This window comes from Nostoc flagelliforme FACHB-838 (genome assembly GCF_014698065.1).
GTDB classification, from domain to species: Bacteria; Cyanobacteriota; Cyanobacteriia; order Cyanobacteriales; family Nostocaceae; genus Nostoc; species Nostoc flagelliforme_B.
Genome location: NZ_JACJSI010000456.1, coordinates 1 through 4,325, shown reverse-complemented (window position 1 = coordinate 4,325; position 4,325 = coordinate 1). Strand labels below are relative to the sequence as shown.

Annotated in this window: 4 protein-coding genes; 3 read left to right on the top strand and 1 reads right to left on the bottom strand. The window is 40.8% G+C overall.

Annotation, left to right across the window (positions count from 1 at the left end; all coding sequences use genetic code 11):
* Positions 1-216 precede the first annotated feature (216 nt).
* From H6G97_RS46470 to dnaB, 3 genes are all read left to right on the top strand, one after another.
* A complete protein-coding gene (locus tag H6G97_RS46470; protein WP_190947155.1) occupies positions 217-642 on the top strand; it encodes a helix-turn-helix domain-containing protein in 426 nt (141 codons plus the stop codon).
* Positions 617-1,501 carry a hypothetical protein gene (locus tag H6G97_RS46465; protein WP_190947154.1) on the top strand — a complete coding sequence of 295 codons (885 nt, stop codon included), beginning with the start codon at positions 617-619 and terminating at the stop codon, positions 1,499-1,501. The genes H6G97_RS46470 and H6G97_RS46465 overlap by 26 nt, the downstream gene beginning before the upstream one ends.
* A 159-nt stretch (positions 1,502-1,660) precedes the next feature.
* Positions 1,661-3,025 carry a replicative DNA helicase gene (dnaB, locus tag H6G97_RS46460; protein WP_190947153.1) on the top strand — a complete coding sequence of 455 codons (1,365 nt, stop codon included), beginning with the start codon at positions 1,661-1,663 and terminating at the stop codon, positions 3,023-3,025.
* Between the two features lie 726 nt (positions 3,026-3,751).
* Here the strand turns inward: dnaB and H6G97_RS46455 are convergent.
* Positions 3,752-4,243, bottom strand: coding sequence for a hypothetical protein (locus H6G97_RS46455; protein ID WP_242056094.1), 492 nt, complete (start codon positions 4,241-4,243; stop codon positions 3,752-3,754).
* Positions 4,244-4,325 lie beyond the last annotated feature (82 nt).

Sequence of the window (4,325 nt, the reverse complement as noted above, 5' to 3'; positions counted from 1 at the left end):
TCAAATTGCTACGGTATGCTTTAGTCATTTGCTCACAAGGTGCTGGTTTCTACAAATCTCAGCATAAGCTTTGTGAGCTTTCTTACAACATTACCCTACTTTTAAAACATCCTCTTAGAGAATGAACAATTTTCACTTCTCTTTAAAAGCAAAACCCTCGATATTTTGGCGCAAATCAAGGCAGAAGAAAACTAAGTAATCAGGGAAAATATATCTATGAGTTTAGCAGAAAATCAGCTTAATAATCGGACAGCTTTTGAAGTCTTCATTCCCGGTTTTTTTGATGATTATCCACTTGAATCATCAGAATTTAGGCTGTACGCACATATCCAAAGAAGAGCAGGTGTAAGCGGTTGTTTTGAGTCTATTCCGAAGATGGCTAAACATTGTTACATCGCTCTCAAAACTGCCAAAAATGCCATCAAGCTTTTACTAACCGCCGGAATGATTGAAATACAACAACGTATTGGAACTACTAACATTTATACTCCCACTCCACCTTCTTTGTGGGTTTCTCCTGACCAAATTCAATTACTTCGTTCACAAATCAAGATAACAAAAGAAACCCCAGTCAAAATTAACCCCAGTCAAAATTGCACGGGGGGTGGGGTCAAATTTGACCCACAAAGGTATTCCCATTAAGGTAATCCCATCTAAGGAATTCACACTAAGTGCAGTACCCCCAAAAAGCGAGTGTGTGTGTGAAGAAACTAACTTGGATTTACAACCAAATCAGGAAGAAGAACCAATTCCCGAATCTTCGTCTTCACAATCAAACCAGGAAGAACCAATTCCCGAATCTCTCACTTCGTTGTCAAATCAATCCGAGACTTTGCATCAAACAGACATTCCCTCATGTAGACCAACTATTGCGGCGGGGTTGTTCGATAAAAACGAACAAGCGAACAAGAAACCAAGCAAACCAAGATTTCAGTCGATTGATGATTTGCTCAATCACATCTTGCTTGACCCCGGCATCTTGGCATCTGAGCCTTTACCCGCAGTTTACAGAAATGAAATCAAACTCCGATGTTGGCGTTTCCCTTGGCGCACTTCTTGCAGAGACAAGATTTACCAAACCTGCGATCGCCGTTTAGTAGAGTTAATCGCCAAGGAGAGAGCCGAGTGGGACAAGGTTAATTGGCAGCAAAAAGTCCCCACTGTGATCAAATCAATCAGCAATTTGGAGGTGAGTAAAGCTGGTTTAGAAGAACTGCTGGTTTATTGGTCAAAAGTTCTTGAATCATCTACGCCACAAACTGAACAATCAAAAGCCAATGACCAACCCATCGGTTACTACTCAAACCGTTCTCTTGATTGGCATAAAGCGACCTTCAGTGAACTTCTAGACCGCATGGATGAAGTTGGCAAGGACAAAGCGATCGCTTCTTTCAGCAGCCGTTATGACCGAGAAGACGTAGGCGCAACGCTCAAATGGTTGGATTGGTTAAAGCTGACACATCCCTCCATGTATGCCTACTTACATCCGCAAGCTGCATGAGTTGAAGTCGGAAGTAGTAAGTCGGAAGTCGGAAGTATTTTTTCCAAATTCTGGCTTTTTCCCAAGCTACTCCTGCTCTTGTTTCTTAACTTCCGAATTCTGACTTCTCTTTAACTTCCGACCTCCGACTTCCGAATTCCAACTTCTGTTTGAGGATTTATGACACAAGACAAATCAAACTTCACATCCCAACAAGACCGCTTACCTCCTCAAAGCATTGAGGCTGAAGAAGTGATACTCGGTGGCATCATGCTCGATCCAAGTGCCATGAGCCGAATCAGTGATCGCTTGGTGACAGACGCTTTTTACATCAATGCCCACAAAGACATTTATCAAGCAGCCCTACGGCTGTACAGCCAGGGATTACCAACGGATTTGCTTTGTATCACCAACTGGTTGTCTGATAATGGTTTATTGTTCCGTATCGGTGGACGCAATAAACTGGCCAGTCTGGTTGACTGTACTGTGTCAGCTGTGAACATCGATGTTTTAGCTGACTTGGTAATGGAAAAATACCAAAGGCGGCAGTTAATCCTTGCTGGCACTGAGATTGTTCAACTTGGCTATGCCACCGAAACCGATTTACCTGTAATTCTCGACGAAGCCGAACAAAAAGTCTACTGCATTAAGTCTGAGCATTCTGCCTCTGACTTGGTTCATATTTCTCATGCCCTAGCCGACACTTTTACCGAAATTGAAGCGCGTCATGCTGGTACAGGCTCACCAGCAAGGAAGAGTGGATTTTATGACCTGGACAGTATACTTGGCGGTGGTTTTCGCAAAGGACGGTTGTATGTACTGGCTGCTCGTCCTTCTGTTGGGAAATCCGCTTTGGCTGGTAATCTCGCTCTCAATGTTGCCAAAACTGGGAAAATGCCTATCTGCGTTTTCAGCTTGGAAATGTCTACTGATGAGTACGTACAGCGATTCTTGAGCAGCGAATCTGGCATTGAAAATAACTTTTTGGAAACTGGGAATGTCTCTGACAGCCAGTGGCAACCCTTGAGCGTGGCGATCGCGCAGTTAAGCGAACAACAGATTTTCATCAACGACGAATCTTGCCCTTCTCTTAATGAAATCCGTAGCCAAGTCCGCCGAATTTCATCCCATTACGATGGTGTTGGGCTTGTGATCATTGACTACTTACAACTGATGGCTCTTGATACTGATTCACGGGTGAATATGGCTCAACGAGTCGGTGAAATCAGCCGGGGATTAAAAAGATTAGCTAAAGATTTGGATGTGCCTGTACTGGCTTTGTCCCAACTCAACCGCGAAGTTGAACACCGTAACGATAAACGCCCTGTACTAAGTGATTTAAAAGACAGTGGTGCTGTTGAGCAAGACAGTGATGTTGTGATCATGCTTTACCGCGAAGAAATGTACAACCCCGATACCCCAGATCGTGGCATTGCTGAGTTAGTTGTTCGCAAGCAACGCAATGGCCCCACTGGTACAGTCAAGCTTTTGTTTGACCATCAGTTTACCAGATTCAAGAATTTATCTCGTGGTCGTAGTTTTTAAGGCTTTACTGGAGGATAAACCAATGAACCAATTTATTAAACCTTTGCAAAAGTGACTTGTGCACTCTTGCGGGAAAAGGGAAGGGTGAAAGGAATAAGAAAAAACCTTCCCCTTTAACCTTTACCCGAATGGCACTAAGAAAAGCTCTAAGCTATGCGGGATAGGCACTACATATTTTAAAGCTATTGAACAGTGAAGGTTTAGAGATGAGATAGGCGATTGATCCTGTGGTACTGCGATGCCTGCGGTGTTCTACCAATTATATTCATTTGTCTGCTGCCAATTATGCTGTTGTCAGTCTTGGTGAAGGATAGTGTAATCTAATCCTCGAATAAAAACGGAAAACAAAGATGATAAATCTTTATTGAAACTACTATTTTTTCAATTTAGATTCAGATGGCGAAGTAGAATTACTAGGTATAGAGATTGAGTTACTTAAATTGCTCAAATCATAACTTTTAAAGATCCACCAACTCATACCACCGAGGAAAACAACTGTAATTAGCAGAGATAATAGAAGAAAGGGAGTTTCGTTTTTCTTAGGCATTGCTACAAACTGAATGTAATGATGATAAAAATTGGATTTATTGGTAATTCAGCTTGTTAAACTCTAGTTATTTGCAATTAAAGGATACTCACACCGCTTACAATATCACGCTGTAATTTTCGTGATTAAGGTCAGCTATGTATAACTAATTAAGCTGAATTACCAATTTTTATAGAGAGTTATGCCACTATTTCACCAGCCTTAAATCCGTTTTTTGACTTAATTTTCTTATTTTTGACTCTGACCTGTGGCAGATCTTTTTTATCTTTGTGTAAGTAACAAACTTCAACTAGAGTTGGCCAAATTTCTAAAGAAGCATGGAATTGACTAATCACATCATCAACTATTCTAGAGACATTTTGTTGAAAAAAGTCGGGTTCAAATCCATAAAATACTCTCGAAAGATTATTAGCAAACAATTGCAGAGATTGTTTACGTTCTTCATTTTTTGTAGACAATGAAGCTTTAACTACCTGATCTTGGATGGTAGAAATTTTTTCTAAAATTTCTTCAGAGTCGAGTAGAGTCACCTCACCAGAGTAATCAAACTTGATTCCCAAATCATCAAGATGATATACACTGCTTTTAATTTTATTTTTGAGTAGGCTGCATATTTCCTCATTAAAAATCTCGCTGGCTAAGAGGATGTTTGAAAAGTTTTCAGAGGTCAAAGATTATGCCAATCGCCTTACCATAATGCGGATCATGGCAAGATATAAAAAAGTCTCTGATGTTTCTGGTAATAACTCATAA